Below are 26,932 nucleotides of genomic sequence, written 5' to 3' on the forward strand. Positions count from 1 at the left end.
CCGTCAGGAACTTTCGGCAGACGCGGCCCGCGGACCGGGCAGGCGCAACATCAGTCGGGCTCCGCCGAGCGGGCTCTGCTCCAAAGCCGCAGTGCCACCATGCAACTCGGCCTGCTGCGCGACCAGCGCCAGACCCAGCCCCGAACCCGAATGCGACGCCGTCGATCCCCGGGAGAACCGCTGGAACACCAGGTTGCGCTCATGCTCGGGAACGCCCGCACCGTTGTCGTCGATGGCTATCTCGACGCCGTCGTGAGAACTGACCGCCGAGAGCAGCACCCGGGTGGCGCCCCCGTGTTTGACCGCATTGGCTATCGCGTTGTCGACCACCAGGCGCAACCCGACGGGCAGCCCCAGCATCAACACCGTCGGCGATGGCGCCAGCGACACGTTCAGGTCCGGATACACGCGGACGGCGTCGTGCGCTGCCCGATCGAGAAGCTCGGTGATGTCGACCGGCACCAGATCATCCGCCGTCGTCAGTTCCCCCTGCGCCAGCCGTTCCAACGCGGTCAGCGTCGCCTCGATGCGGCTCTGGGTGCGGATGACGTCCCCGATGACCTCTTCGCGCTGCTCCGCTCCCAACTCGAGCGTCGACAGCACTTCGAGGTTGGTACGCATGGCGGTCAATGGGGTACGCAACTCGTGCGACGCCACCGAGGCGAAGTCCCGCGCCGTTTCCAGCGCCGCCTTGGTACGCTCCTGCTCCTCCCCGATCCGGGCCAGCATCCCCTCGACCGCCTCCGCGATCTCCACGGCTTCCCAAACCCCGCGCACCTGGACCTCTTCGGGTTTGGACTGCGCGTTGATCTGTCGGGCCTGCTGGGCCAGCAGCCGGAACGGATTGATCATGACGATCCACATCACGACGCCGACCAGAAAGGTACCCACGATGACCGCGCCGCAGATGGCCAGCACCCGCAGGTGCAACGCGTTGATCTGACGCTCGGCCTCGGCCAGTGGTGCACCCAGCGCGATTGAGGCGGAACCGGTGCTGACCGTGCGCACGCGGTACTCGACGCCGTCGATCGTGGTGTTGGCGTAGCCGTTCTCGAATTCCGGCAACACGATGTTCTCGGGCACCGACACCGTCGTCGTACCGATGCGAACGGTGCGCACCAGAGAGCCTTCGGGCAACGGCACGCCGGTGGAACTCTGACGAGCGATGCTCAGCATGGTGTTGACGTCGCCCAGGCTGCTCAACGAATCCAGGCGGCGATCGAGCTGGCTGTACTGGTCGTTGGTGATACCGATCCACACCCAGGTCCCGATGATCAAGACGGTGGCGACGACCGACAATGCGGCGACAACGACGATGGTCCGCAGCGACAAAGCCGGCATCGGTGATCGCAGCACCCTGACATCATGCCCGATGGCAGACGACAAACGGGGCACGTGCTTCCGCACGTGCCCCGCCAGTCGAATGATTGTTATCGGCCGGAGCTACTTGGCCGCGTCCAGCGCCGCGTCGTAGTTCGGCTCCTGAGCGATCTCGGGGACCAGCTCGGTGTACGCGACATTGCCGTCCGCGCCGATCACCACGATGCCACGGGCCAGCAGGCCGGCCATCGGGCCGTCGGCCAATACGATGCCGTAGTCCTCGCCGAAGCTGTCCCGGAAGGCCGACGCCGTGGTGACGTTCTCGATGCCCTCGGCCCCGCAGAAACGCTTCTGCGCGAACGGCAGGTCCTTGGACACGTTCACCACGGTGGCACCGGATGCGGCAGCACGCTCGTTGAAGGTACGGACGCTGGTGGCACATACCGGGGTGTCGACCGACGGAAAGATGTTGAGCACCACGGTCTTACCAGTGAACTGATCGTTGGTGACCGGGCCGAGATCGTTGCCGGTCAACGCAAACGCCGGGGCCGGAGAACCGACAGCGGGCAGCTCGCCGACAGTGTTGATGGGGTTACCACGCAGTGTTATCTGTGCCATGGGGACCAGTCTGTCAATACCGGCCGAGCCCCGCTGCGCGAGGGTCCGATTCGGTGCTCAGCGTCGCTTGTCGCGGACCTTGTACGTCGACGGCCACGACTGCCGGGTGTCGTCGCCGACCAGCGGTGTCCCCTTGGACCCGATGCGCACGTTGTAGGCCTCCTTACCGGGACCGACTTCTTTGTTGGCGTGTTCTTGGGCCAGGTAGAGCAGCTGGTCGATTTCGACTTCGGCGAACGCCACAAACGTGGTGCTCCGGGCCAGGTCGTCGATGCCGATCATCAGCCGGTCGGGCAACGCCTTGGACAGCAGCGCAGCGGCCGCGAACAGCACCGCCGGCACCACCCAGTAACAGACGTACGCCAGAGGCGACTTCACGTCGAAGAGGGTGGAATCCGGATCGATCACCGACGGGATGGCCGCCGACACCGTCATCGCGGCGAACACCATCACCCACATCCAGCTCAGCAGCGCGACGATGCGGCCGAACAGCTCGGTCTTGAGTACGTCCGCGGGCAGCCCAAGCGCGACGTACTCGCGGACGAAAGGCCTGCCGGTCAGCAGACCGACCAGCGTGACGACACAGATTCCGGCGAAACTCAGGGCCAACAGCCAGTGCTGCGAGACGGGAGTGGTGGCGGTCAAGGAGATCCCGGTCAATGCCAAGAACGTTGCCACGGCGCCGATTTCGAGCACGCCGGTCCTGTGAATTCCGTATGCGGCGATGGCCACGGCCAGCGCCAGCACGCCCGAGATTTCGAATGGGACGTCACCGACCAGAATCCAGTAGACGAACCAAGGCGCGAAGCTGGCGAGAATACCCACGATCACACTCTATTTGCGACTTGGGCGCCCTTTGTAACGCACATCGTCACAATGGGCGCCCAGCTCCGCACTTACTGCCACTCGATGATGCGGCTCAGGTAGGGATCCATGCCAGTGGTCCGCACCGGGGACACGGTGACCGACGGCTCGGTGCCCTCTACCATCTGCCCGTTACCGACGAACAGCGCGACACTCTGCGTCCCGGCCGGGCCGTAGAAGATCAGATCACCTGGCAGCGCCTGATCCGCGGTGACCTTGCGCCCAACTTTGTACTGCTCGCCGGAGGACCGCGGCAGCTTGATGCCCACACCGGCGTAGGCGTACTGCACCAATCCGGAGGCGTCGAAGCCCGCGGTGGTCGGCGCCGGGGTCACGGCCCCGGCGGCCGCCGTCGGCGAGAACAGTCCGGCCAGGGCCTGGGTCAGGCTGTTGCTCGGTGCCACCGGCTGCGGTGTGGCCGGCGGCATCGTGCCCGCCGGCTGCGCGCCGACCTGTGGCAGCTGCTGCGCGATCCCCGGAGCGGCGGCATTCACGCCGGCCGGCGGCAGGCTCGGGCCGTTGACCCCACCACCGCCGTAGGAGAACGGGACACCGCGCTGAGACAGCGCGCGCTGGATCACGAAGTTGATCGCCTGCTGATGGGTTCCGCCCGTCCAGGTGCTCGGATCCGCGGTTGCCACAGCGGCTGTGGCCACCGACAGCACCACAGCGAGCACCATCAGGCACATCCGTTTGATCATGTTCCACCTCTCTCAGGCGCGCCGGCTCATCTGTCTGCGCCGCCGCTGTTTCCAACTGCCAACTCCTGCCGGAGTTACGGGCGAAGTGTGGGACTGCGGTTCACGCCACCCACACCAGTCACTACTGTCACTTCTACAACATTCGCGCGCGAATTCCCACAAAAGTGCAGGTCAGCGCAAGATTATTAGCGAAACTGTGACCCAACGGTGATCGGCCACAAGGGTTTTCGCCATTTCATCTGGGGGTATCGGGGGTACCCGCGGACTGCGCCCGTGTCGTCGAAAAACACCGGCACGCGAACTACTCTTGCCAGATGGCAGCCGTTCTGACGGTCAATCTGGCGAGCCCACGGGCGAACCCGGACAAAGACCATTTGCTCACCGGCATCGACAAGCGCCCAACCGCCGACGGTATCCCGGTTCGAGCCCCGGGTCCCATGCACGGCGGGCTCGGCAGCGGCCTGGTGGGCGACACCATCGGGGATCAGCAGGTACACGGCGGTGACGACCAAGCCGTCTACGCATACGCCCGCGAGGACCTGGACGACTGGCAGACTCGACTCGGTCGCGTCATCACGAACGGCTCGTTCGGCGAGAACATGACCACGGGCGGGCTGGAGGTGACCAACGCCCTGATCGGTGAGCGCTGGCAGATCGGCGGCGGCGGTCCCCTTCTGGAAGTCTCCGAACCGCGTATCCCCTGCCGTACCTTTGCCGCCTGGCTGGAGATCGGCGGCTGGATCAAGACCTTCACCGAACAGGCGGTGCCGGGGGCCTACCTGCGCGTCGTTACACCCGGAACGCTGCACGCCGGTGCCCCCATCGAAGTGGTGGAACGACCGGCGCACGACGTGACCGTGAGTCAGGTCTTTCGGGCCCTCACCCTCGAGCCACAGCTGTTGCCGAGTCTGCTTGCGGCAGAAGCGTTGTCGGACAAGATCAAGGAACGCATCCGGCGCAGGACGAGCTGACGCCCCGTCACTCCTTCAGGAGCAGCGCTGCGGCCGCTGCCGCAACAACTGCCAGAACCACGATGGTGGTTGCGACGGCGGCCCAACCTGCCGCGTCGAAGGCGATGCCGCCGATCCAGCCGATGATGCTGGAGCCCGCGTAGTAGGCAAGGTTGTAGAGCGATGAGGCCTGTGCCTTGCCGACCGTAGCCAGCTGCCCGGTCCACCCTGACGCGATTGCATGCGCGCCGAAGAATCCTGCGGTCGCCACCACCAGCCCGACCAAGACCGCGATCACATTGCTACTCAACGTGATCACCACGCCGACCACCATCACCGCGATCGACGTCAACAGCACTGGCCGACGGCCGCTCCGGGTGGCACTCGCTCCGGCCTGGGCCGATGCCCAGGTGCCCGCGAGGTAGGCCAGGAACACCAGGCTGACCACGGTCTGCGGTAGCGAGAACGGCGGCGCGCTGAGCCGGAAGCCCAGAAAGTTGTACATCGCGACGAAGCCGCCCATCAACAGGAACCCCTGCAGATACAGCGCGACCTGGCGTCGCGAGCGCAGGTTGACCAGCAGCCGATGACCGAGCGACCCCTCGGCGCCGTCACCGCCGAGGCCCGGACGGAATCCTCGCGGTGTCGGCGCCAACCGAATGAACCCGACAGCCGCTGCGCTGCACAGCAATCCGACACCGAACATGCCCCAACGCCAGCCCAGCACCTCAGCCACCGGCGCCGACACCAACCGGCCGAGCAGGCCACCGATGGTGGTACCCGCGACGTAGGTCCCGGCCGCCCTTGCGGCGTGGCCCGACTCGACCTCCTCCGTCAGATACGCCACCGCGATGGCCGGCACTCCGCCGAGCGCCAGTCCCTCCAGGAAGCGTCCGGCCAGCAGCATCTGAAACGTCGGAACGAAAGGCACCATCAGACCCAAAACCGTTGCGATGCCCACTGACAGCGACATCGCTTTCACCCGGCCGATGCGATCGGCCAACGTCGACCACCCGATGACACCGACCGCCAGCCCGATGGTCGACGAAGAGACCATCAGCGCGGATGCCGCCGCCCCGGTGTGCAGGCTGCGGGCAATCAGTGGCAAGACCGCCTGGGGCGAGTACAGCTGGGCGAACGTCGCGACCCCGGCGCAGAACAGCGCAGCCAGCAGCCGCCGGTACTCGAGCGACCCGCGTTCGTGCCCGGTCCACAGGCCGGCTTCGGATCGGGATTCGACGGTCACTCAGAGCACGTTAGAAACCACCGAGGTCATGTGTCCAATACATGAAATACCGAAAATCAATGCGCAATGTGCATCGATCCCATCGTGCCGCTAGGGCACGTCCTTGGCGGTGACGAACCCCGCGAAGCGTTCGGCCGCGGGCGGCAGGGTCCGTCCGGCGACCCAGGCCATGCCGATTTCCCGTTTGACCTTGGTATTCGAGATCGGCAGGTAGACCACCGCCGGATCACCACGGCCCGGCCGCGGCACCGGGACGACGGCCACCCCGAACCCCGCGGCAACCAATCCTTCCATCGTCGGAATCTCCATGGCCTCAAAGGAAATGGCCGGTGTGATACCACTCTCAGCCCACAACTGATCGGTCAACTGGCGCAGACCGAAGTCCGCGCCGAGGGCGATGAACGTCTCGTCGGCCACCTCCGCCAACCGCACCCGGGCCCGCCCCGCCAGTCGGTGTTCCGCCGGCACCGCCAGGCACAACCGTTCGATGTAGAGCACCCGCCAGGTACACGGCACCTGATCCGGTCTGGGGGAGGTGATGGCCAGATCAGCCTGACCGGAGTACAGGCGCTCGGCCATCTCGCGTGATGCACCCTGGAACAGCTCGAAGCGCACCGCCGGCGCTTCGACCCGAAAGCGCCGTAGCGCGTCGGGCACAAACCAATTGGCGGTGGAATGCAGAAACGCCAACCGCACCAACCCGCTGTCCGGATCCAGCAGGGCAGCTATCCGCCCCTGGGCCGCAGCCATCTCGGCGATGCATCGGCGGGCATGCTCCAACATGATCCGGCCCACCGAGTTGAGCTGCAGCCGCCGCCCGACACGGTCGAAAAGTGGTGCGCCAACCCGATTTTCGAGCCGCAACAGGGCTCGCGACAAAGTCGGCTGAGTGATCCCCAGATCGGCTGCGGCCTCGGTGACGTGCTCAGTTTCAGCCAGCACCACGAACCATTGCAGCTCGTCCAGATGCACCAAAGCACAGTACCCCGTGGGCCGGATGGCCCACGGGGTACTGAGTCAGGTTTGCCTAGACGATCGGCCGAGCCGACAGATCAGGCATCGAACCGGTCGGCGTCCATCACCTTGGTCCACGCCGCGACGAAGTCCTTGACGAACTTCTCCTTGGCGTCATCCTCGGCGTACACCTCGGCCAGGGCCCGCAGCTGCGAGTTCGAGCCGAACAGCAGGTCGACGCGGCTGGCGGTCCACTTGGGCGCACCGCTGGCGCGGTCGGTGCCCACGTAGGTGCCGTCATCGGCGGGAGACGGCGCCCACTTGGTGGACATGTCGGTCAGGTTGACGAAGTAGTCGTTCGTCAACTGCCCCTTGGTGGTGGTGAGCACGCCGACGTCCGAGCCACCGTGGTTGGCACCCAGTACGCGCAGGCCGCCGATCAGCACGGCCAGCTCGGGAGCCGACAGGCCCAGCAGGTTGGCCCGGTCGATCAGCCGGTACTCGGCGGGCAGGGTGTCCCCCTTGCCCACGTAGTTGCGGAATCCGTCACCCTTGGGCTCCAGGTAGGCGAACGACTCGATGTCGGTCTGATCCTGGGTGGCGTCGCCGCGCCCCGAGGTGAACGGCACCGTGATATCGACGCCGGCGTCCTTGGCCGCCTTCTCGACACCGACGACACCGCCTAGGACCACCAGGTCCGCGAAGGACACACCGGTGCCCGACGCCTGCTGGATCTCCTCGAGCTTGCGGATCACCTGGGCCAGCTCGTCGGGCTCGTTGACCTCCCAGCCGAGCTGCGGCTGCAGCCGGATCCGGCCGCCGTTGGCGCCACCACGCATGTCGCTGGAGCGGTACGACGCGGCCGCCTTCCATGCGGTGTCCACCAGCTGCTGCACCGACAGGCCCGACTCCGCGATGGCCGTCTTGAGCGTGGCGACATCGGCGTCGGACAGCGTCTTACCGGCAGGCACGATGTCCTGCCACAGCCAGGTCTGCTTCGGCACCAGCGGTCCGAGGTAGCGCACCACCGGGCCCATGTCGCGGTGCAGCAGCTTGAACCACGCCTTGGCGTACTCCTCCGCCAGCTCCTCCGGGTGATCCAGCCAGCGGCGGGTGATCTCGCCGTAGATCGGGTCAAGCCGCATCGACAGGTCGGTGGTCAGCATCGACGGGTGAGTCTTGCCGGTGCCCTGGGCCATCGGGACCGAGTTGGCCCAGCCACCGTCCTTGGGACGCCACTGGTTGGCGCCGGCCGGGCTCTTGAACAGCTCCCACTCGTTGCCGTAGAGGATCTCCAGGAACGAGTTGTCCCACTTGGTCGGAGTGTGGGTCCAGGTGACCTCAAGGCCGCTGCTGACGGTGTCGTTGCCGAGGCCGGGGTTGGCCCAGCCCAGGCCCAGCTGCTCGAGCGGAGCGGCTTCGGGCTCGACACCGTTTTCGACGTCGGTAGCGCCGTGGGTCTTGCCGAAGGTGTGGCCACCGACGATCAGGGCCGCGGTCTCGACGTCGTTCATCGCCATCCGGCCGAAGGTCTCGCGGATGTCGATGGCTGCGGCCACCGGATCCGGATTACCTTCGGGGCCTTCGGGATTGACGTAGATCAGACCCATGTGGCTGGCGGCCAACGGGTTCTCCAGCTTGGTCCGGTCGGTGCCGGAGTAACGGTCCTGCGAACCCAGCCACTCGTGCTCGGCACCCCAGTAGATGTCCTCCTCGGGCTCCCAGAAGTCGGGGCGGCCGAAGGCGAAGCCGGCGGTCGTGAAGCCCATGTGCTCCATGGCCCGGTTGCCCGCGTAGACGATCAGGTCGGACCACGAGATCTTCTTGCCGTACTTCTTCTTCAGCGGCCAGAGCAGGCGGCGCGCCTTGTCCAGGCTGACGTTGTCGGGCCAGCTGTTCAGCGGGGCGAAGCGCTGCATGCCGCGCCCGCCGCCGCCGCGGCCGTCCTCGACACGGTAGGTGCCCGCGGCGTGCCACGACATGCGGATGAACAGCGGACCGTAGTGGCCGAAGTCGGCCGGCCACCAGGCCTGCGAGTCAGTCAGCAGGGCGTCGAAATCACGCTCGAAGGCCTCGAAGTCGAGGGTCTTGACGGCCTCGCGGTAGTCGTAGCCCTCGTCGGTCGGGTCGATCGCGGGCGGGTTCTTCTGCAAGATCTTCAGGTTGACCGCGTTGGGCCACCAGTCACGGTTGCTGCCGCCTTCGACGGGCGGCTTGATGCGCATCGGGCAACCGCTCTCCGCGGGTTCCGTCTGGGCCTCGCCAATCGGTGGATGTGTCTCAGGCACTGCATTTCCTTCCGGGAGTGGTGAATTGGGCTGCGATCACGGATGTGATCGTGAAGTTGAAGTTGTCGCTGCCGCACAATCGGGGCACAGGCCCCAGTAGATGACCTCGGCCTCGTCGACGACGAAACCGTCGAGCACGCCGCGACTGTCCGATGGGGTCAGGCAGGGCGCCTCCCCCGTTGCGCAGTCGATGTCGGCGATGGTCCCGCACCCGCGACACACCACATGATGATGGTTGTCGCCGACCCGGGATTCATACCGTGCGACCGAACCCGAGGGCTGGATCCGGCGCACGAGGCCCGCTGTGGTGAGCGCAGCGAGCACGTCGTAAACCGCCTGCCTGGAGACATCGGGCAGAACGTCGCGCACCGCATCGAAAATGGTTTCGGTGTCGGCGTGCGGACGACCGGACACCACCTCCAGAACAGCGAGGCGGGGGCGTGTCACACGAAGGTCTGCAGCCCGCAGGCGTTCCGTGTAGTCCGGTGTCACAACCCCATTCCTACGCTCTTTTCTGGAACGAGTCAAGACTTTGGCAGCGCGTGTTCCGCCTGCCGACACCCTCCCCCGGCACCTACACGGATTGCCAAAAACATTGTTGCACAGCATGTTTAGGCATGGGACTGAATCGTGACAAAGAACTTTTCCACCTGCCCTCCGAATCTGTCCCCGATTGTTAATCTGCTCGCTATGCAACGCCGGACCACCCGCCACCGGGCATCCCCATGCCGCTCTGCCGGACCGCGGCCGGACCGCCTGTGAGTTCCCCGGCCGAGGATCACTACTACTGGTTGACGTCGCTGTTGGCAGCACGTGGCCAACAGCGGAGAACCTCGCGCTCCATCGCGGCGGTGAACGCGACGATGGGTGTCAGCCCGCTGGCGCTGATCGCCAGCCCGGGCGGCCCGCACGGCACCGTGCCTCAAGTACTCGCGATCGCCATCGCGATCTACTCCGTCGGCATCGCGAGCTTGTGGCTGGGACATGGCTGGCCCTCTCGGCCCGTCGCCGAAGTGACGGCGACAGTCACCACACTGGCGGTATGCGTCGCGTGCGTGATCATGACCAACCCGCTGATCGGGCTGTTCGCGTCGGTGACCTTCGCCTTCACCACGAGCCATATCGCGTTCTTCCACCGACGGACGATATTGATCACCTCGTGGATCATGGGCGGCGCCACGTTGCTCTATCTCGCCTGGCGGGTCGGTGAGTCCGATCCGGTGGTGGCGGTGGGCGGCGCCCTTCTCGTCGTGTTGCTCAACCTGTTCATCTATGCGGTGTGCAAGCTGGCGATCGGGCTCAGCGCCACCGATGTTCACCACAGTGAGATCGAGCCGCTCACCGGTCTGCTCAATTCCGACGGCCTGTACTCCAGAACCGCCAACTTGCTGGCCGCCCGCAACCGACAGGACGACCGGCACCTGGTGATGGTGGTGGTCAGCATCGACAGCTACCAGCTGCTCACGTCACTGTCGGGCCGAAAACACGCCAATCAGGCTCGCATCGAGGTCAGCCAGGCGCTGCGGGAAACCGTGCGGCGCAACGCAATCGCCGCGCACGTGTCCAACAGCGATTTCGTCATCGCCGACACCTTCACCGCACCCGACGCCTCGCCGCTGATCGAGCGTGTGCAGGGCGCCATGCGCTCCACCCCGTCGCGGGTGACCGCAAGCATCGGCGTGGTGTGTACCCCGTTGGCGCCGCTCACCGCACACCCGCCGGACGTGGTGATCGACAAGGTCATGGAGGCCGCCACCCAGGCGGTGGTGCAGGTTCGCGAAGCGGGCGGCAACGACGTGCGTTACGACATCCGCGCGGAATTCCCGATAGAGGACTAGCACCGGCGACGCGATCGCCCGTCAGACTGATGCCATGACCGCCGTGGTGCTGGGACCAACCCTGGCCATCGTCTTGGCCGTCATGGTGATCGCCGCCGCGGCGGTGTACCGGATCGCCCGGCTCGGACCCATGCGGGTGGTGCCCGGCGCGGCGATTCGGGCGGCTGCCCAATTGGCCGCGGTTTCGGCTGTCCTGGCGATGGCCATCACCCGGCTGTGGTCGTCGATCGCAGTGCTGTCGGTGATGTTCGGTGTTGCCGCGTTCACCGCTGCCCGACGTACCAGGGCCGGACGCAGTTCGGCGTGGGTGGTGCTGCCGTTGGCCGCCGGCCTCAGTGCGGTGCTGCCGCCGTTGCTCCTGAGCGGGTTGGTACCGGCCAAGGGCGTAGCCGTGGTACCGGTGGTCGGAATTGTCTTGGGCGGCACCATGACTGCGGTCGCCATCGCGGCAAAACGCGCACTCGATGCCCTGCAGCACCGCATCGGCGAAGTGGAAGCCGGCCTCAGCCTCGGCCTCAGCGAACGTGATTCGCGCATGGAAGTGCTCGCTCCCGAACTCACCGATGCACTGCTGCCCAATCTTGATCAGACCCGCACCGTCGGGCTGGTGACATTGCCGGGTGCGTTTGTCGGCGTACTGCTCAGCACCGGTTCGGCGACGCAGGCCGGAGCGGTACAGGTACTGGTGCTGATCTCGCTGATGCTGTCCCAGACCTGCGCCGTCGCCCTGACCGGCGAACTGGTGGCCCGCGGCCGCATCAACCGGACCACGGCAATCAGCCGGACAGCTGGGACCTGATCAGCGGTGCGATCCGGCCCGCCAGATAGGCGTGGCCGGCATCGGTGGGGTGCACGCCGTCCGCCCCGATCAGGCTCGGGTTGTCGACGAACCAGCGCTCGGCAATCGGATCGATGAACGTCGCGCCCGCAAAACCGGCCTGCATGCGCAGCACATCGCGAATCTGCAGCACCGCCGGAGGCACATCGGCCGTGGGCCAGGGCGGGCCGATCACCAGCAGCCGGGCCCCCGGCGCGATGCGGTGAGCGAGGTCGAATGCGTCATGCGTCAAGCCGGATAGCTGCAACGGATCGGCGCCCTGATCGTTACGCGAGCCGAAGAACACCACCAGGCGGTCGTCGGGCTGGACCGCCCGGGTCGTCAGATCACCGAACACGCTGCCATGGTCGCCACGCTGCCAGTAGCCCGCGCGACCCTCGGCCGCGACATCGGGATCGATCCGCAGACCCTGCTCCGCCAATTGCCCCCAGGCCAGCGCAGTCCAGCCGCGCGGACCGAGGCCGCCCATATTCGTCCCGGTGGTATAGGAATCGCTGACCACCGCGATCCGCTCCACCACAGATCCGAGTGGCACGATCCGGTACGAACGTGCCGGAATTCCCACCGTTGCCGCGAGCACCGCAACCAACACAGTCAGTGCGATGCGCACACCGATCAGACGTTTCACTCCCACCCCTAACTCATCGACATCGGATGCAGCTTAGAGGTGTCAGCTGTCAACCGGCGCGCGACGGGCGAGTGTCGTCGTCTTCGGCGATCCGCGTCAAGGTGCGATGTGTCACAGCGCTTTTCGAGTCACTGCCGGTCGAGTCAGTGGTCTTTGACCTGGCACCCGGCGGTGACACCATTCGGCGCATCCAGCGGCGTGCAGGCTCCTCGACGAAGTGGAACAGCACCACCGCGCCGACGAACGAGCCGGCCAGCAGCGCCAGCACGACCAACTTGGCGCTCCAGCTCGGCTGCATGTCGATCTGGTACTGCGCGGCAGCCCAGTTCCACCCCTGGTGTACCAGTTCGTGAACCATGTAGAGGCTGAAGGACACCTTGCCGCCGTACACCAGCACCCGTGTCGACAGCACCGCCGGCAGGCTGCCGGTGCCGATGGACAAGGCCACCACCAGGGGCAGGAAAAGCACGTCGACCAACCCGAAGTCGTCCCGGATGGACGGAACGGGATGTGCGTCAAACCAATACAGAATGCCGACGATCGCCACCACCAGGATCAGCGACAGAGCGCCCGCGGCCAACTCACCGCGACGGGTCAGCCGCAACTTGCGCACCGCCGCGCAGGCCAGGGCTCCGGCGGTGAATTGCAGGATGATGCGGGGCAGCCAACTCCACGGGGTGTAGAACGCTCCGGTCGCCGCCAGGAATACCAACGGCGGCAGGGTGGCGAAGAATGCCAGCCAGAGCAGGCTGCGGGCGCGACTGGCCCGGGCCACTCGGAACAACACCAGCACCAGCAGCCCGAACATCAGGTAGGCCAGCCATTCGGCGCTGATCGACCAGGCCGGTCCGTCCCAGCTGGTGTCATCGAAGAACGGCACCACCCACAGCTGCACCAGGAAGAGCTGGCGCAGATAGTTCGGCCCGGTCAGGTTGGCCGCCTCCGGCGACGGGAAATTGCCGACGTTCAGGGTGAAGATCACCCATAGCGCGGCGAGGTGCATCGTGACCAGATACACCGGCCAGACCCGGGCCAGCCGGAGCCACAGAAAATGCAACGTCTCACGGAATGACCAGGTGGGGCCCATCCGGTCGAGGTAGTTCCAGGTCAGCACGAACCCGCTCAGGATGAAAAACAGGTCGACGCCCTGGGCTCCGCAGTCGAGCACCGGCGCCAGCGCCTCGCTCAGTGGGGGCGACGCCTGATGCAGTAACGGGCGGAAGTGGAACAGCACGACCCACACTGCGGCGACGATCCGCAGCCCGGACAAGGCCTTGATCTCACCGCTGCGCACAACACTCATTTCGGGACTCTGCATAGCTCGTTTCGCACTACTCGCGTCGGCTGCCCGGGCGGTCACCGACCTGGGACATGTCATTCGGCGCAGCGTCAAAAGACTAACAGCGCCCCCTGCTCGTCCACGGATCGCGAAGCCGTGTCGTCGGTAGACCGACACACCCGAGCGCGGGATACCGTCAGAAAATTTGTTTACCCGCGACGGTCCCGCGTTTATCAGCCACACCGAAGGTAATCGGTACTGCCAGCAATGTATTCGCCGTCACGGCACTGGAATTTCCGGTCGAACGAGGGCAATCTGTAGACATGCTAATTAGGCGGAATTTCACAAAATCTGCGGTCGCCGCGGTGGCCGCCACGGCTGCACTCGTCGCGGCTCCCGCAGCGGCAGTGACTTTCGGCGCGATCGTCGGTGGTGACCGCACGGTGATCGCCGATGGCACACCGACCGGATCCGGCGGACCGGATGGCCAGGGCGGCGGCGGAGGCTGCGGCAACGGTTCAGGTTGGCAGGGCTGCGGTGGCTGGAACCCATCTACTGGCGGATTCGGCCACGGCTGCGTGGGCGGCGTCTGCGGCGGCTGGGACGGCAACCGCGGTTGGGGCGGCTGACCGGCTCGAGCCCGGCAGCCGGAGTTACTCCCGGCTCAGATGAGCATCGTCGGCGAACACCAGCGAGCCGCTGTCGAGCAATACCGCCCAACGCCGGGCCGCGTCCGCGATGTGCTGATCGCCGACCTCGACCGAGTAACCGGCATGGTCGCCGTAGTCCTCGACGATCACGCCCTTGCCGCCTTTGAGCCCATCGGCCTTAACTCGAACGCGCATCTGCACGGCGAATTTGTCGCTACCCATGTCCACCCCAGCTCTCCTGGTTATGCGTCTGCCTTAGCCCCCCGACCTGAGCAGGTACCAAACTCTAGGCCACAGCCAGGGCCGCGGCAAAGGATTCCGATGCGCTTGCCAGGTGTGACGTTGGCGTCGGGTGTGCCGGCGTCGGTTACTGTCGTCGCCGTGATTGTGCTGCTGCCGCCCTCGGAGACCAAGCGCCCCGGCGGTGATGGACCGCCCCTGGACCTCGCCGGGTTGGCCACGCCGGCGCTGACCGACCTGCGTGCCACCCTGATCGACGAATTGGTGACCTTGGCGGCGGATCCGGCCGCCAGTCGGTCCGCCCTGGGCATATCCGCAGCTCAGGATGCCGAGATCACCCGCAATGCCGAACTGCGCAGCTCCCCGACACTGGCCGCCATCGACCGCTACACCGGGGTGCTCTACGACGCGCTCGATGTCGGATCTCTGCGGGGCGCGACAGCCGAGCGGGCCCGCAGCCGGCTGGCGGTGGGCTCGGCGCTGTTCGGGCTGCTGCGGGCCGACGACCGGGTGCCGGCCTACCGGCTGTCGGCCGGCTCGAAGCTGCCCGGCGGTACCACGCTGGCCAGCCGGTGGAAGCCGGTGCTGGAGCCCGCGCTGGCCGAAATCGGAGCGCGGGAGCTGGTGGTGGATCTGCGCTCGGGCTCCTACGCCGCGCTCGGACGGCTGCCCGGCGCAGTCACCGTCGACGTGTATACCGAGCATCCCGACGGGAAGAGGACCGTGGTCAGCCATTTCAACAAGGCTCACAAAGGCCGGTTGGCACGCGCGCTGGCCAGCACCAGGGCCGAGCCCGACAACGCCGCCGCGGTGGCCACCATCGCCCGCCGTGCCGGCATGCGGGTCGAACGCGATGGCACCGAACTGACCGTGCTGATCAGCGCCTGAACCCTCAGATTGGGCGATTCTGACAGCAATCTGAAATACTGCTGTATGAGGGGAGTATTCCTTCGCCTTGGTGTCGTCATCACGTTGTTCATCGTTGAGCAACCGGTGCCTTGGGCCGCGATGCGGTGGTAGAGACCTCGGCCGTTTTTTGACGTCCGGAGGCTCCCGCAATGAATGTTTCTCAGCTCGAATGGATCGTCACCGTCGCGGTGACCGCACTCGTGCTCATCTTCGACGTCGTGGTGGTCGGCCGCCGCCCGCATGAACCCACCGTCGCTGAATGCGCCCGTTACCTGGCCGTGTACGTGGGTCTGGCGATCGCTTTCGGAATCTGGGTGTGGTCATTTCACGGCGAACAGTTCGGCCTCGAGTTCTTCGCCGGCTGGCTTACCGAATACAGCCTGTCGGTGGACAACCTGTTCATCTTCTTGATCATCATGGCCAGCTTCGGGGTGCCGAGAAAGTATCAGCAGCAAGCCTTGCTGATCGGGATCATCTTGGCCCTGATTTTCCGCGGCATCTTCATTGCCCTTGGCGCAGTGGCTATTTCGGAGTTCTCCTGGATCTTCTACCTGTTCGGCGCCTTCCTGGTCTACACCGCGGTCAAGCTCGCCTTCGACTCCGACCACTCCGACGACGGCGACAACTCGATGGTGCGCCTGGCCCGTAAGTACCTACCCACGACCGATCGGTGGGACGGTGTACGGCTGTACGTCAAGGACAACGGCAAACGCCTGATCACACCGATGTTCCTGGTGGTAGTGGCCCTGGGCACCACCGACCTGTTGTTCGCGCTGGACTCGATCCCGGCGATCTATGGCCTCACCGAACAGCCCTACCTGGTGTTCACCGCCAATGTCTTCGCGCTGATGGGCCTGCGCCAGCTCTACTTCCTGCTCGGCGATCTGCTCAAGCGACTGGTCTACCTCTCCCAGGGATTGGCCTTCATCCTGCTGTTCATCGGCGTGAAGCTGGTGCTGCACGCACTGCACGAGAACCGGCTGCCTTTCATCAACGGCGGCAACCAGGTGCCGGTCCCCGAGATTCCGACGATGGCCTCGCTGGCGGTCATCGTCATCACTCTCGCGGTCACCACGGTGGCGAGTCTGTACCGCACCCGAAGGGCTGATCAGCAAAGCACCTGAGGTCTGCGGGGCCGGTCCAGGCGTAGATCGCCGCGTGCAACAATCTGCGCATGGTTATGCCGATTGATCGCCCCAAGCTGGAGGGCAACATCGCCGTCGGCGAGGGTCGCCAGATCAGTTTCGCCGAGTTCGGCAATCCCCAAGGACGCGCAGTGTTCTGGCTGCACGGCACCCCGGGCGCGCGCCGGCAGATCCCGACCGAGGCCCGCTCGTTCGCGGCCCGCAAGAACATCCGGCTGATCGGCGTGGACCGACCGGGCATCGGCTCGTCGACCCCGTTCCAGTACGAGAACGTGCTGGGGTTCACCGATGATCTGCGGACCATCGCCGACACCCTCGGCATCGACAAGTTCGCGGTGATCGGATTGTCCGGCGGCGGCCCGTACACGCTGGCCACCGCGGCCGCCATGCCCGATCGAGTGGTGATGGCCGCGGTACTCGGTGGCGTCGCCCCGCTGATCGGCGAGGACGGCATCAGCAGCAACCTGATGGAACTGGCCAAGGTGGTGCGCCCGATCCTCGAGGTCGCCGATACCCCGGTTCGCTGGGTGGCGGGCACACTGATCAAGCTGATCGGCCCGTTCGGCTCCCCCGCCCTGGAGCTATACGCCCGGATCTCCCCTGAAGGCGATCGGAAGCTGCTCGGCCGCCCTGAGTTCAAGGCGATGTTCCTCGACGATCTGCTCAACGGCAGCCGCAGGCAACTGGCCGCACCGTTCGCCGACGTCGTGGTGTTCGCCCGCGACTGGGGCTTCCGGCTGGAGGACATCAAGGTGCCGGTGCGCTGGTGGCACGGCGACGCCGACCACATCGTGCCGTTCGCCCACGGTGAGCATGCGGTGGCGCGGCTGGCCGATGCCGAGATGTACACCCTGCCCGGCGAGAGCCACCTGGCCGGGCTCGGTGTGGCCGAGGACATCCTGACCAAGGTGCTCGAAGTCTGGGACGCCGCGGAGCCGGACGTCGTCGCACAGTAGGCGCGCTCAGCCGGTCTCGGCCTGCTCGCCGAGGACTCGGCGCAGCATGTGCATGGCCACGGTGGTCGAGCGTTCCCGGATATCGGCCCGATTGCCGGGCAGCATCAGGGTCCGGGTGTGGGTCCGGCCGTCACTCAGACGTACGCTGAAACACACTGTGCCGACTGGCTTTTCGTCGCTGCCGCCGCCCGGACCAGCGATCCCGGTGATGCCCACCGCGACATCGGCGGTGAACCGCGTCAGCGCGCCGGCGGCCATGGCCTCGGCGACCGGTTCGGACACCGCGCCGTCCGTGGCGATCAACGCCGGGTCCACGCCCAGCAACTCGGCCTTGGCCTCGTTGGAATATGACACCACCCCGCCCGCCAGATAGGCCGACGAACCGGGGCGGTCAGCCAGCCGTGCTGCCAGCAGCCCGGCCGTGCAAGACTCCGCGGTGGCGATAGTATGGCCCGAAAGCAGTTGCGCCACTTGATCATCGATGAGCGATCCATCTTCGGAGTAGACATCTTTCGGGTGTCGCCCCCGGAGCAGCGCTGCCAGCTCCCGATAGCTCTGCTCGGCCTCGGGCTCGTAGCGGGTGACGATCTCCAACTCGCCGCGGCGCAGGCACGTGGTGATCTCCAAGCCGGCGAAACCTGGTATCAGGGATTCAGCGTCGCGAAGTGTCTCGGCCAATCCGGATTCGGGCAGCCCGAACATCCGGATGGTTTCTTGCCGGTAGATGGCGCGGCCGGCGATGGCTCGCCCCGCGGTGGCGGTCTCGATCGCCCGGGTCCACATGGGCCGCAGTTCCCGCGGCGGCCCTGGGAGCACGACGACCGTCGGCCCGCCCCCGGCACGCGTCACCACCACACCCGGCGCCGTGCCGACCGGGTCCAGAATCTCGACACCGTCTGGACCCTTCGGTACCAATGCCTGTTTACGGTTGGCCGCGCGCACCGCGTCGAAGTCCACGTCCGGGAACCGGCCCATGAACGACCGGAGGATCTCGGCGATGCGTTCCTCCAACGCGTCGTCGAGTACCAGTTCGCGGCCGCAGAACTCAGCAACCACGGCGACGGTCATGTCGTCGGCAGTCGGCCCGAGGCCGCCGCTGGTGACGATCAGGTCGACACCCTGATCGGCCAGAAAGTTCAGTTGGGCCGCAATGTCTTCGGGCCGATCACCGCAGATGGTGATGTGGGCCAGTTCGATACCGAGTTCCAGTAGTCGATCTGCCAGCCACGGGCCGTTCAGGTCGGCCACCCGGCCGGTCAGGACTTCGGTTCCCGTGACGACGATGCCTGCGCGCACTCCCATGACTCAAGACAGTACGTGGGGCGTGGGCTGAACTCAGCCGACCATCCAGGCCCGGACGGTGCCCAATTCGCGGGTGTAGTTCTCCATCATGTCGTCCTGGAAACGAGTGGCGCCGCTGATCGCGGAGTCGCCCTGCCAGATGACCCGCACCCGCTGAGCACCCCGCAGGTAGATATCCACGCGCTCGTCCTGACGGCGCTGCCAACCGGTCGCGGCGGTGCTGTCAGCCAGTGCAGAACGTTCGTCGGCCATCTCATGTCTCCTTCATGTCGTTCACCATCATCGCCCAGCTGCCGATCAAGAGCCCGGGCCGGGTCCCCGATTCGGAGCCGCGTCGTGCGCCACACCGACTGGCGGGCCGTCGGCCCCGATGCCGTCGGAATGCGTGGCGGTCGCGGTTCCGCCCGTCCCAGCGATCGGGACGGTCACCGGAGCAGAGTTGTAGCCGCCGACCCGCACCCAACCCGCGGTCGGCCCGGACTTGGGCACCAAGCCCCGGATGTGCACGGTCTCCCCCGGATACACGGTGACGTAATTGTCCGAGTACTCGATGGGCAGGATCTCGTCGGCATCGGGATCGGTGGTGAGCTCTGCCCGCTCGAAGAACGCCAACTCCTTGGTCGGGTTACGCAACGCGATATCGACGTGCTGGCCGGCGTCGTCGGTGGTATCGGTGGCGGTGACCTCCAGTTGTGCCCTGGGCATGGTGTTCAGCGGGGTCATGTCCGCCCAGCTGACCTGGTGCCACGCGAACGCGTCGTCCTTGCGCGGGTCTCCGGAATCGTCGTTCTGCTGTGACTGCCAGTAGTCGTTGCCCGCGACGACATCGCCGGATTTGTTCAGCAGTTCGGTGCGCACGAAGTACACTCGCGAATCGAGGGCCTCCCGCGGCAGGGTCAGCACCTCGGCTGCAGTTCCCGATGCGACGTCGGTCGGCTCACTGGTCTTGTCGTCGCGAACCCGGCCGAACAGGTCGTAGATCCGCACCCGGGCCCGCAAACCCGTTGCAGTGTCCGGACTTTGGTTCGCGATGGTGATCTTGGCCTGGCTGTGATCGCCGGTGGCGTAGGAGTCGAAAGTGACCGACTGCGGCTGCAGTCCCTTCTTCGCCCCGTAGTACGCGCCCCCGGGCCGCAGGTAGTAGTCGAAGATGTTGCCGAAGAACGACGGCCAGTGGCTGTTGAGCATCCAGTAGATCGTCATCTTGCGGTCGGCCCAGCCCAGTGCCGCGAACGATTCGAACTGCGCGCGGGTCGCCTCGTAGTGCGCCAATTGCGCCTTTCGGGCGAATTCCTCTGCACCGGTGGAAGATCCGTAGCGCTGCACGATAGCGCTACGCACACTGGCCAGGGCGGCGTTGCCCGGGTTCGATCCGGCATGGAAGTACCACGCGTCGTTGATGGGCCACAGCTTGTCGGCCGGGATGAACTTGCGCAGGCTGGCGAACGGCGGGATGTGTTCGTTGTCGCCCTGTTCGGCCGACGCACCACGCGCGGCCGCATATCGCCCACTGAACCAATACGACGGCGGTCGCCAGGTGTAGGGCCCGGCCATCTGGATGCCGTCCCAGATACGGTTGCCCGACGAGTCGGCGGCGTAAGACGAGACGGTGTCCACAATCGCGTTCTGCCAGTGCAGATCTCGCAGGACCGAGTGGTACTGCTCCAGGATGTCCGCCGGCGGATGGCCGTCACTGGCGTTGGCCCAGATGAATGCGGCCGCGTGCGATCGCAGCATCGACACCTGGGAGCGCAGGCTGTCCTGGGCGACCTGATGATCCTCGGCGTCCCACTGCGGCCATTTCTCCCACTGGTTGCAGCACATCCAGCCGACCATCAGCGGTATGCCCAACTCGTCGGCGCGCTCCATGAAACGCTCGCCTGGGATCTTCGACTCCATCCGAATGATGTTGAGCCCAAGGTCTTTGACGTAGTTGAGCGTCGCGTTCTCGCGGGCGGGATCGTCGCGGTAGAGCAGGTCGGGAGTGTAGGTGGCACCCCTGGCCAGGAAGTCACGACCGTTGACCTTCAGATAGAAATTGCCCCCGGTGCCCAGCTGCGGAAATTCCGCGCTACCGTCGCGGTCCTGCTCGACGGTGCGGATGCCGAATTTTTGATGCAGTGCGTCGGAGGCCCGCCCGTACTGACGGAATTCGACCGTCAGGTCATAGAGGTCCGGACGCCCCATGGTGTACGGCCACCACAGGTCCGGGTGATCGACTCGGAGCGCTTCGAAATCCTTGGGGCTGAAGGTGACGTCACGAATCTCGCCCGCCGCCAGCTTCACCGGTTGATCGATGTCGATGTCCGGCTTGCCCGGCCGGCTGATGGTGACGTGCACCGCCCCACCGATGTTGCGATTGGAGTAGTTGCGGACCGTCGTGAGCACCGTGAGGCGGGCACTGTCGGTTCGCGGCAGCGGCAGTTCGGTGTTCACCGCGGCACTGCGGACCGCCACCGCGCCGGACATCTTCAGGGTGACCGGCTTGAGGATGCCCGCATTGCGATCGGGCACGAAGGAGTTGCCGTTGGCCGGGTTCTTACCTGGGCCCTGATACCCGAGATAGTTCCAGTTGATCCAGTCGAACCAGCTGTCTGCCAGTTCGACACCATTGATGTCCTGCAGCGCCCGTTCCGGGGTGATCTTCACCGCCAGGGTGTTGGGACGTCCGCGGTCGATCCACTCCGACACGTCCAGGTCGTGGTCGACGTACATACCGGCGACCTGGGTGTTGGCCGCGATCTGATGTCCGTTCAGCCAGATCTCGGCGCGGTAGTTGATCCCGGGAAAATCCAACCGGTAGGTGGAGTGCCCCGTCGGCGCCACGAAGGTCGTGCGGTACCACCAGTCCTGTTTGTACAGGTCCTGCGGGACCTTCTTCAGCAGGTTGTCGCCGAAGTACAGATCGGGGTAGGTGCCGTCGTCCTCCAGGGCCTGCAGGACGGTGGCGGGCATATGGCGCACGGTGTGCCAGCCGGTGCCGGCGAAACCGGTCCGGCTCAGCTGAGATCCGGTGGCGGCAACGTTGCGGGCAGAGGTCAGCTGCCAGCCGTCGGCCAGCTGCAATTCCTCGGAGCCGGCTCCCGGGTACGCGAAACGCGGCACATCGCCGATGCTGACGAACAGCAGCACCAGGGATACGACGACGCCCAGCACCAAGCCGCGACGTTTCTCGGTTGAGATGACCCTGCTCCCTCCGGATCTGGCAGCGCTTCAACTCGAGAAGACGCGGTGCGGGGGCACCCTATTGTGCCCGACCAGAGCCCGGAGGACGGAACCTGCGAGGTCAGAGCTTGTGTGGCACGTCGGTCACCAAGCCGCCGTCCACGACGAACTCGCTGCCGGTGGCAAAGGACGACTCGTCGCTGGCCAGGAAGACCACGAATGTGGCAACTTCGTCGGACCGACCGGGACGGCCCAGGGGCGTAGTGACCATGTCATCGGGAAAATGTTCGGTCATCGGGGTCTTGATGAAACCGGGGTGCAGCGAGTTGACCCGGATGTTGTAGCGGCCGAGTTCCAGCGCGGCGGACTTGGCCAGGCCGCGTACCGCCCATTTCGAGGCGACGTACGGGTGGACCATAGGCGCACCGCGCAGGCCCTCGATGGACGAGACGTTGATGATCGACCCGCTACCGGCCGCCTTCATCGACGCCACCACGGCCTGCATTCCCATGAAGGTGCCGGTCAGGTTGACGTCGATGACTTTCTGCCACTGGGCCATGTCGAACTTGCCGATCTTGCCCAGGGCAACGATGCCGGCGTTGTTCACCAGAACGTTGAGTCCGCCGAACTCGTCATTTGCCACTTTGACCGCCGCATCCCACTGCTCGGCTTCGGTGACGTCCAGGTGCACGTAGCGCGCCGCGTCACCCAGTTCGGCGGCCAGCGCCGAACCTTCGTCGTCAAGGATGTCACCGATTACAACTTTGGCACCTTCGGCAACGAGCATCCGGGCGTGAGCCGCACCCATGCCCCGTGCGCCACCGCTGATCAGTGCCACTTTTCCGTCCACACGTCCCATGAACTGCAGAGGCTACCGCACCAGAATATCAAAATAGAACCTGTTTCAATTTTGTCTTCCAGGCGCCATACTCTCGTCAAGTCGGCAACAACGTTCCCCCAAGGAGCATCATGGCTATCCGAGTAGCGCTGATCGGTACCGGAAACTGCGGCGCACTGGCTCTGCGGCAATTGATCGAAGACGACCGCTTCGAGCTCACCTCGGTCTGGGTTTCCGCTGAAGGCAAGGTCGGCCGCGATGCCGGCGACCTGGCCGGGGTGGACGTGCAGACCGGAATCCTCGCCACCGGTGACCTTGATGCACTGCTCGCCACAGGTCCGCAATGCGTCGTCTATTGCGCGAACGGTGATACCCGACTGCCCGAGGCGATGGCCGACGTCCGCAAGATTCTCTCCGCGGGCGTCAATGTGGTGGGTTCGGCGCCCGGTGTGCTGCAGCACCCCTGGCAAGTGGTGCCGGACAAGTACATCGCCCGGGTGGAAGAGGCTGCCCTCGAAGGCAATTCGTCGATCTTCATCACCGGCGTGGACCCCGGGTTTGCCACCGATCTGCTCCCGATGGCATTGGCGGGCACCTGCCAGAACATCCAGCAGATCCGGATGATGGAGATCGCCGACTACGCCACCTACGACGGCACGACGGTGATGTTCGAGGTGATGGGATTCGGCAACCAGATCGGCGATTTCCCCATGCTGTTCCAGCCCGGCGTCCTGAGCATCGCCTGGGGCACCGCAATCCGGCAGATGGCCACCGCACTGGGCATCGAGGTCGACCAGATCCGCGACTCCGTCGAACAAGAGCCCGCTCCCGAGGACTTCGACATCGCCGCGGGCCACATTGCCAAGGGCACGGTGGCCGCGTTGCGATTCCAGATCGAGGGCATGGTGGCCGGCGAGCCGGTCATCGTCGTCGAGCATGTCACCCGGCTGCGCGGCGACCTGCGTCCGGAGTGGGCCCAGCCCGCGCAGGAAGGCGGTTCGTATCGGGTGGAGATCACCGGCGAGCCCTCCTACACCATGGACATCTGCCCGACCAGCCGCAACGGCGACCACAACTACGCAGCGATCCTGGCCGCGGCCGGCCGCATCGTGAACGCAATCCCGTCGGTCGTCGAAGCGCCGGCGGGAATCCGCACGACACTCGACCTGCCACTGGTTACCGGCAGGGGTGTGGTGCGGTCGGCCTAGACGACCTTCCAGGCGGCAGGTGTCGGAGGACACCGGCATACTTGGGCCATGACCGCGTCGACCCCTGCCCCGGTGGCGGGGTTCGACGCGGACGCCACCACCGGGCGCGTCGGGGCTTTCTTCGATGTGGACGGCACCCTGGTGTCCGGCTTCATCGCCACCGCGCACGCCGGCCACCGGTTCCGCACCCGCCAGGCCGCGTTCGGAGAGCTCACCGGCATCCTGGAAGCCACCGTGCGATACAAGTTGGGGCGCATGGAGTTTCAGCGACTGCTGATCCGCGCGGGCGGATACATGCAGGGTGAATCACACGCCGAGCAGGAATCGCTCGGCGAGCAGTTGTTCCACAGCCGCATCCAGGCCCGCATCTTCCCCGCCATGCTCGACATCGTGCGGGCGCACCAGCGCTCGGGCCACACAGTGGTACTGAGTTCGTCGGCGCTGACCATGCACGTCATGCCATTGGCCCGGTACCTGGGCATCGAACACGTGATCTGCAACCACTTCGAGGTCGATGACACCGGGCTGCTGACCGGCAAGATCGTGCGGCCCATCGTGTGGGGCCGCCGCAAGGCCTCCGCCGTCGAAGCGTTCAGCACCGCCAATGGCATTGACCTGCAACAGAGTTTCTTCTACGCCGACGGCGACGAGGACCTTCCACTGATGCGTTCGGTCGGGCATCCCGTGCCCGTCAACCCCCGGCCCGCACTGGCAGCCGAGGCGCAGCGTCAGGGCTGGACCGTCATGCACACCACGAGCCAACTGCGCGGACCGTTCAAATCGTTGCGGCGCTTTGCTTTTGGACATCGATAATCGCACGCACCAGCCGCCGACAACGGCCGCAGTCCGACCCGGCCCCGCACACCGCGGCGACGTCTTTGGCGGTCCGGGCACCCGATGCGACGGCGTCGGCCACCCGAGCGTTGGTGACCCCGAAGCACAGGCATACATACATCAGCGCGGACCTTCGACACGCATCATGTCCCGGTACCGGCCGACGAACAGCGGTGGGTAGGCCCCGATCCCCGTCTTTCGCAACCACTCCGAAGTCGCCTCGGAGCGCGCCAGCCAACGAGCCGCGCTGGCCTCGTCCTGCAGGCCGAAAAGCAACATCACCTCGTTCGGATCGTCGAACGCCCGGAATATCAACAATTTTCGGATACCGGCAGCCAGAAAATCTGGCGCGTTGATGTGACCGACCAGATGGGCCACGTCATCGACCGGCGTGATCACCACGGCGACGGCCTGTGGAGCCTCTGGGGCCTCGCCGGCGTCGAAGTCCAGTCGTTCGGCGAGCTCGCCCGCGAACACCGCGGGAATGTCCTGGACCCCGAAGTCATCGAACCAGTCCAGGATGACCGGAGAGCGCAGCACGTCCCGCACCGGTTCATGGGAGTGCAGCGCCATCAGCACCAGCATCCGCTGCGGTTCCGCGGTGGAGGTGTAGACCAGCACGTGGTGCGCGCCGAGTTCGCCCAGCGCGGCCTCCTCGCGCCGCAGCATCGGCCACACCCGGGCCGGTTCGGGCACCCGATAGTCCGACGCCAGCACGAGCGAATGATCGAACCAATGCGTCACGGCTCTAGTCCTTGCCAAACGAATAGCGGTGTCAGCCCAGTTTGCCCAGAACGGTAAGCATGTTCTCGCACATTGTCGAGCCCCGATGAGGGTGCCGCCTTGCGTCACATCCCGGCACGCGGTACTAAATTAGAACACGTTCCAGTTCTGCTTTTCAGTACTCACACTTCAGTCAAGGAGCTCCGCATGCGCACCGCCCTCTGCGACCAGCTGGGGATCGAATACCCGATCTTCGCCTTCACCCACTGCCGCGACGTCGTGGTCGCAGTCAGTAAGGCCGGCGGATTCGGCGTCCTTGGTGCGGTCGGCTTCACCCCCGAACAGCTCGAGATCGAGCTGAACTGGATCGACGAGCACATCGGCGATCACCCGTACGGCGTCGACATCGTCATCCCGAACAAGTACGAGGGCATGGACCAGGTCGACCTGGATCCCGAGGTACTCAAGAAACAGCTCAACGCGCTCGTCCCGCAGGAGCACCTCGATTTCGCCAAGAAGATCCTGGCGGACCACGGCGTGCCCGTCGACCACAGCGACGACGACGCCCTGCAACTGCTGGGCTGGACCGAGGCCACCGCCACCCCGCAGGTGGAGATCGCCCTGCAGCACCCCAAGATGACGCTGATCGCCAACGCGCTGGGAACTCCCCCGGCCGACATGATCAAGCACATCCACGAGCAGGGCCGCAAGGTGGCGGCGCTGTGCGGCTCGCCTTCGCAGGCCCGCAAGCATGCCGATGCCGGCGTCGACATCATCATCGCGCAGGGCGGCGAGGCCGGCGGACACAGCGGTGAGATCGGCTCTATCGTGCTGTGGCCCCAGGTGGTCAAGGAGGTCGCCCCGGTGCCGGTGCTGGCGGCCGGCGGTATCGGCAGCGGCCAGCAGATCGCCGCGGCGCTGGCGCTCGGTACCCAGGGCGCCTGGACCGGATCGCAGTGGGTGATGGTCGAGGAGAGCGAGCACTCCGAGCAGCAGCACGCCGCGTACGCCAGGGCCACCAGCAAGGACACGGTGCGCAGCCGCTCGTTCACCGGCAAGCCCGCCCGCATGCTGCGCAACGATTGGACCGAGGCGTGGGAGCAACCGGAGAACCCGAAGCCACTGGGAATGCCGTTGCAGTACATGGTGTCCGGCATGGCGGTGGCCGCCACGCACAAGTACCCGAACGAGAGCGTCGACGTCGCGTTCAATCCGGTCGGCCAGGTGGTCGGTCAGTTCACCAAGGTCGAGAAGACCTCCGCGGTGATCGAGCGCTGGGTACAGGAGTACCTGGAGGCCACCACCCGGCTCGATGAGCTGAACGAGGCTGCGGGGGCCTGAGACGCGCCGCGTCGAGACTGACGAGATGGCGGCAGCGACGCTGCTTTCCGCAAGCATTTCGTCGATCTCGCGGTCCGTTAGACGCAATACCCACGAA

Annotated in this window: 27 protein-coding genes; 10 read left to right on the plus strand and 17 right to left on the minus strand. The window is 65.8% G+C overall.

The window, feature by feature from the left end:
- Nucleotides 1-3: 3 nt before the first annotated feature.
- The 4 genes from ABIA30_RS04965 to ripD form a co-directional block, all read right to left on the minus strand.
- Complete coding sequence (locus tag ABIA30_RS04965) at nucleotides 4-1,341, minus strand: sensor histidine kinase (RefSeq protein WP_370063343.1); 1,338 nt, start codon at nucleotides 1,339-1,341, stop codon at nucleotides 4-6.
- Nucleotides 1,342-1,443: 102 nt separating this feature from the next.
- Nucleotides 1,444-1,938 carry a thiol peroxidase gene (gene tpx, locus ABIA30_RS04970; protein WP_370062617.1) on the minus strand — a complete coding sequence of 165 codons (495 nt, stop codon included), beginning with the start codon at nucleotides 1,936-1,938 and terminating at the stop codon, nucleotides 1,444-1,446.
- A 57-nt stretch (nucleotides 1,939-1,995) separates the two neighbouring features.
- A complete protein-coding gene (locus ABIA30_RS04975; protein ID WP_370062619.1) occupies nucleotides 1,996-2,763 on the minus strand; it encodes a hypothetical protein in 768 nt (255 codons plus the stop codon).
- Between the two features lie 71 nt (nucleotides 2,764-2,834).
- The gene (gene ripD / locus ABIA30_RS04980; RefSeq protein WP_370063345.1) at nucleotides 2,835-3,500 is read right to left on the minus strand and encodes an NlpC/P60 family peptidoglycan-binding protein RipD; all 666 of its coding nucleotides are present in this window, start codon (nucleotides 3,498-3,500) and stop codon (nucleotides 2,835-2,837) included.
- A gap of 317 nt (nucleotides 3,501-3,817) precedes the next feature.
- On the opposite strand from ripD, the gene ABIA30_RS04985 reads away from it, so the two are divergent.
- Nucleotides 3,818-4,474, plus strand: a complete 657-nt coding sequence (locus ABIA30_RS04985) for an MOSC domain-containing protein (RefSeq protein ID WP_370062621.1) — start codon at nucleotides 3,818-3,820, stop codon at nucleotides 4,472-4,474.
- 7 nt (nucleotides 4,475-4,481) lie between these two features.
- On the opposite strand, the gene ABIA30_RS04990 is transcribed toward ABIA30_RS04985, so the two are convergent.
- The 4 genes from ABIA30_RS04990 to ABIA30_RS05005 all read right to left on the minus strand — a co-directional run bounded on the left by ABIA30_RS04990 (nucleotide 4,482) and on the right by ABIA30_RS05005 (nucleotide 9,433).
- Nucleotides 4,482-5,699 (minus strand): MFS transporter, encoded by a 1,218-nt coding sequence (locus ABIA30_RS04990; protein ID WP_370062623.1) that lies wholly within the window; start codon nucleotides 5,697-5,699, stop codon nucleotides 4,482-4,484.
- A 90-nt stretch (nucleotides 5,700-5,789) separates the two neighbouring features.
- Complete coding sequence (locus ABIA30_RS04995; RefSeq protein WP_370062625.1) at nucleotides 5,790-6,671, minus strand: LysR family transcriptional regulator; 882 nt, start codon at nucleotides 6,669-6,671, stop codon at nucleotides 5,790-5,792.
- 80 nt (nucleotides 6,672-6,751) lie between these two features.
- Nucleotides 6,752-8,941 carry a catalase/peroxidase HPI gene (gene katG / locus ABIA30_RS05000; RefSeq protein WP_370062627.1) on the minus strand — a complete coding sequence of 730 codons (2,190 nt, stop codon included), beginning with the start codon at nucleotides 8,939-8,941 and terminating at the stop codon, nucleotides 6,752-6,754.
- A 36-nt stretch (nucleotides 8,942-8,977) separates the two neighbouring features.
- The gene (locus ABIA30_RS05005) at nucleotides 8,978-9,433 is read right to left on the minus strand and encodes a Fur family transcriptional regulator (RefSeq protein ID WP_370062629.1); all 456 of its coding nucleotides are present in this window, start codon (nucleotides 9,431-9,433) and stop codon (nucleotides 8,978-8,980) included.
- A 266-nt stretch (nucleotides 9,434-9,699) separates the two neighbouring features.
- Here ABIA30_RS05005 and ABIA30_RS05010 point away from each other — a divergent pair, with 266 nt between their 5' ends.
- On the plus strand, nucleotides 9,700-10,779 hold the full coding sequence (locus tag ABIA30_RS05010) for a diguanylate cyclase domain-containing protein (protein WP_370062631.1): 1,080 nt from the start codon (nucleotides 9,700-9,702) through the stop codon (nucleotides 10,777-10,779).
- A 34-nt stretch (nucleotides 10,780-10,813) separates the two neighbouring features.
- Nucleotides 10,814-11,578: an ABC transporter permease gene (locus ABIA30_RS05015; protein WP_370062633.1), complete on the plus strand. Its 765-nt coding sequence runs from the start codon at nucleotides 10,814-10,816 to the stop codon at nucleotides 11,576-11,578.
- On the opposite strand, the gene ABIA30_RS05020 is transcribed toward ABIA30_RS05015, so the two are convergent.
- A complete protein-coding gene (locus tag ABIA30_RS05020; RefSeq protein WP_370062635.1) occupies nucleotides 11,556-12,245 on the minus strand; it encodes a GDSL lipase in 690 nt (229 codons plus the stop codon). The two genes, ABIA30_RS05015 and ABIA30_RS05020, sit on opposite strands and share 23 nt — an antisense overlap.
- Before the next feature lie 49 nt (nucleotides 12,246-12,294).
- Nucleotides 12,295-13,548: an acyltransferase family protein gene (locus tag ABIA30_RS05025; RefSeq protein WP_370062637.1), complete on the minus strand. Its 1,254-nt coding sequence runs from the start codon at nucleotides 13,546-13,548 to the stop codon at nucleotides 12,295-12,297.
- A 299-nt stretch (nucleotides 13,549-13,847) separates the two neighbouring features.
- On the opposite strand from ABIA30_RS05025, the gene ABIA30_RS05030 reads away from it, so the two are divergent.
- Entirely contained in the window at nucleotides 13,848-14,153 is a 306-nt protein-coding gene (locus tag ABIA30_RS05030) for a hypothetical protein (RefSeq protein ID WP_370062639.1), read from the plus strand.
- Nucleotides 14,154-14,177: 24 nt separating this feature from the next.
- Here the strand turns inward: ABIA30_RS05030 and ABIA30_RS05035 are convergent, their stop codons facing one another.
- Nucleotides 14,178-14,396 carry a hypothetical protein gene (locus tag ABIA30_RS05035; protein ID WP_370062641.1) on the minus strand — a complete coding sequence of 73 codons (219 nt, stop codon included), beginning with the start codon at nucleotides 14,394-14,396 and terminating at the stop codon, nucleotides 14,178-14,180.
- Nucleotides 14,397-14,555: 159 nt separating this feature from the next.
- Here ABIA30_RS05035 and yaaA point away from each other — a divergent pair, with 159 nt between their 5' ends.
- The 3 genes from yaaA (at nucleotide 14,556) to ABIA30_RS05050 (ending at nucleotide 17,424) form a co-directional block, all read left to right on the plus strand.
- A complete protein-coding gene (yaaA, locus tag ABIA30_RS05040; RefSeq protein WP_370063347.1) occupies nucleotides 14,556-15,302 on the plus strand; it encodes a peroxide stress protein YaaA in 747 nt (248 codons plus the stop codon).
- Between the two features lie 170 nt (nucleotides 15,303-15,472).
- Entirely contained in the window at nucleotides 15,473-16,447 is a 975-nt protein-coding gene (locus tag ABIA30_RS05045; protein WP_370062643.1) for a TerC family protein, read from the plus strand.
- A gap of 50 nt (nucleotides 16,448-16,497) precedes the next feature.
- Nucleotides 16,498-17,424 (plus strand): alpha/beta fold hydrolase, encoded by a 927-nt coding sequence (locus ABIA30_RS05050; RefSeq protein WP_370062645.1) that lies wholly within the window; start codon nucleotides 16,498-16,500, stop codon nucleotides 17,422-17,424.
- Between the two features lie 6 nt (nucleotides 17,425-17,430).
- Here ABIA30_RS05050 and ABIA30_RS05055 read toward each other — a convergent pair whose 3' ends face one another.
- The 4 genes from ABIA30_RS05055 to ABIA30_RS05070 form a co-directional block, all read right to left on the minus strand.
- Nucleotides 17,431-18,726, minus strand: a complete 1,296-nt coding sequence (locus ABIA30_RS05055; RefSeq protein WP_370062647.1) for a competence/damage-inducible protein A — start codon at nucleotides 18,724-18,726, stop codon at nucleotides 17,431-17,433.
- Nucleotides 18,727-18,759: 33 nt separating this feature from the next.
- The gene (locus ABIA30_RS05060) at nucleotides 18,760-18,978 is read right to left on the minus strand and encodes a hypothetical protein (protein ID WP_370062649.1); all 219 of its coding nucleotides are present in this window, start codon (nucleotides 18,976-18,978) and stop codon (nucleotides 18,760-18,762) included.
- A 45-nt stretch (nucleotides 18,979-19,023) separates the two neighbouring features.
- Nucleotides 19,024-21,882, minus strand: coding sequence for a glycoside hydrolase (locus ABIA30_RS05065; RefSeq protein ID WP_370063349.1), 2,859 nt, complete (start codon nucleotides 21,880-21,882; stop codon nucleotides 19,024-19,026).
- Nucleotides 21,883-22,012: 130 nt separating this feature from the next.
- Nucleotides 22,013-22,750: a glucose 1-dehydrogenase gene (locus tag ABIA30_RS05070; RefSeq protein ID WP_370062651.1), complete on the minus strand. Its 738-nt coding sequence runs from the start codon at nucleotides 22,748-22,750 to the stop codon at nucleotides 22,013-22,015.
- Between the two features lie 110 nt (nucleotides 22,751-22,860).
- Here ABIA30_RS05070 and ABIA30_RS05075 point away from each other — a divergent pair, with 110 nt between their 5' ends.
- Nucleotides 22,861-23,937 (plus strand): diacylglycerol kinase, encoded by a 1,077-nt coding sequence (locus ABIA30_RS05075; RefSeq protein ID WP_370062653.1) that lies wholly within the window; start codon nucleotides 22,861-22,863, stop codon nucleotides 23,935-23,937.
- A 48-nt stretch (nucleotides 23,938-23,985) separates the two neighbouring features.
- Nucleotides 23,986-24,750: an HAD family hydrolase gene (locus ABIA30_RS05080; protein WP_370062655.1), complete on the plus strand. Its 765-nt coding sequence runs from the start codon at nucleotides 23,986-23,988 to the stop codon at nucleotides 24,748-24,750.
- On the opposite strand, the gene ABIA30_RS05085 is transcribed toward ABIA30_RS05080, so the two are convergent.
- Both ABIA30_RS05085 and ABIA30_RS05090 read right to left on the minus strand, forming a co-directional pair.
- Nucleotides 24,713-24,892, minus strand: a complete 180-nt coding sequence (locus ABIA30_RS05085; protein WP_370062657.1) for a bacterioferritin-associated ferredoxin — start codon at nucleotides 24,890-24,892, stop codon at nucleotides 24,713-24,715. The two genes, ABIA30_RS05080 and ABIA30_RS05085, sit on opposite strands and share 38 nt — an antisense overlap.
- Nucleotides 24,892-25,515, minus strand: a complete 624-nt coding sequence (locus ABIA30_RS05090; RefSeq protein ID WP_370062659.1) for a fatty-acid--CoA ligase — start codon at nucleotides 25,513-25,515, stop codon at nucleotides 24,892-24,894. Before ABIA30_RS05090 ends, ABIA30_RS05085 begins: the two co-directional genes overlap by 1 nt.
- A gap of 186 nt (nucleotides 25,516-25,701) precedes the next feature.
- On the opposite strand from ABIA30_RS05090, the gene ABIA30_RS05095 reads away from it, so the two are divergent.
- On the plus strand, nucleotides 25,702-26,835 hold the full coding sequence (locus ABIA30_RS05095) for a nitronate monooxygenase (protein ID WP_370062661.1): 1,134 nt from the start codon (nucleotides 25,702-25,704) through the stop codon (nucleotides 26,833-26,835).
- Nucleotides 26,836-26,932: the final 97 nt, after the last annotated feature.

This window comes from Mycobacterium sp. MAA66, assembly GCF_041261665.1.
Lineage (GTDB): Bacteria > Actinomycetota > Actinomycetes > Mycobacteriales > Mycobacteriaceae > Mycobacterium.